Genomic DNA, 394 nt, shown 5'->3' with positions numbered 1-394 from the left:
ATATCAGCATAGTTCTTGTTCATGAAGAGACGGACATCGTGCATTGGGGTCTCAGCCTCATCAACGAGAATCAGGCGTTGTGGCTTATAGATGGCAATCTGCTTTACCATCTCGGAACCGATACTTCCAGCTGCTCCCGTAATCAGAATGGTGCGACCGCTGAGGAGCTTTCCTATCGCATTCATATCCACTTCGATTTTGTCTCGTGGAAGAAGATCTTCGATATCTACCTCGCGCATCATCTGATGACGGAGGTTTGACTTGCCGTCCCAGCTCTGTGCCTTCGGCATCATCATAATCTTGATACCTTCTGCAGTGAGCTTGTCAATCATATCCTGCTTCTCCAGGAACTTCTCTGTGACCAGAGGGCTTACGAAGAGGGTCTTGACATTCA

Annotated in this window: 1 protein-coding gene; it reads right to left on the bottom strand. The window is 48.2% G+C overall.

Annotated elements, in window-relative coordinates; genetic code table 11:
• On the bottom strand, positions 1 to 394 hold a 394-nt coding region (locus ACQRBJ_RS16265), incomplete at both ends, for a polysaccharide biosynthesis protein (protein WP_445304265.1).

Origin of the sequence: Prevotella sp. SGI.167 (assembly GCF_050313615.1) — a bacterium.
GTDB lineage: Bacteria > Bacteroidota > Bacteroidia > Bacteroidales > Bacteroidaceae > Prevotella.
The sequence above is the reverse complement of the archived record's forward strand: the minus strand, read 5'-3'. Positions and strand labels throughout refer to the sequence as shown.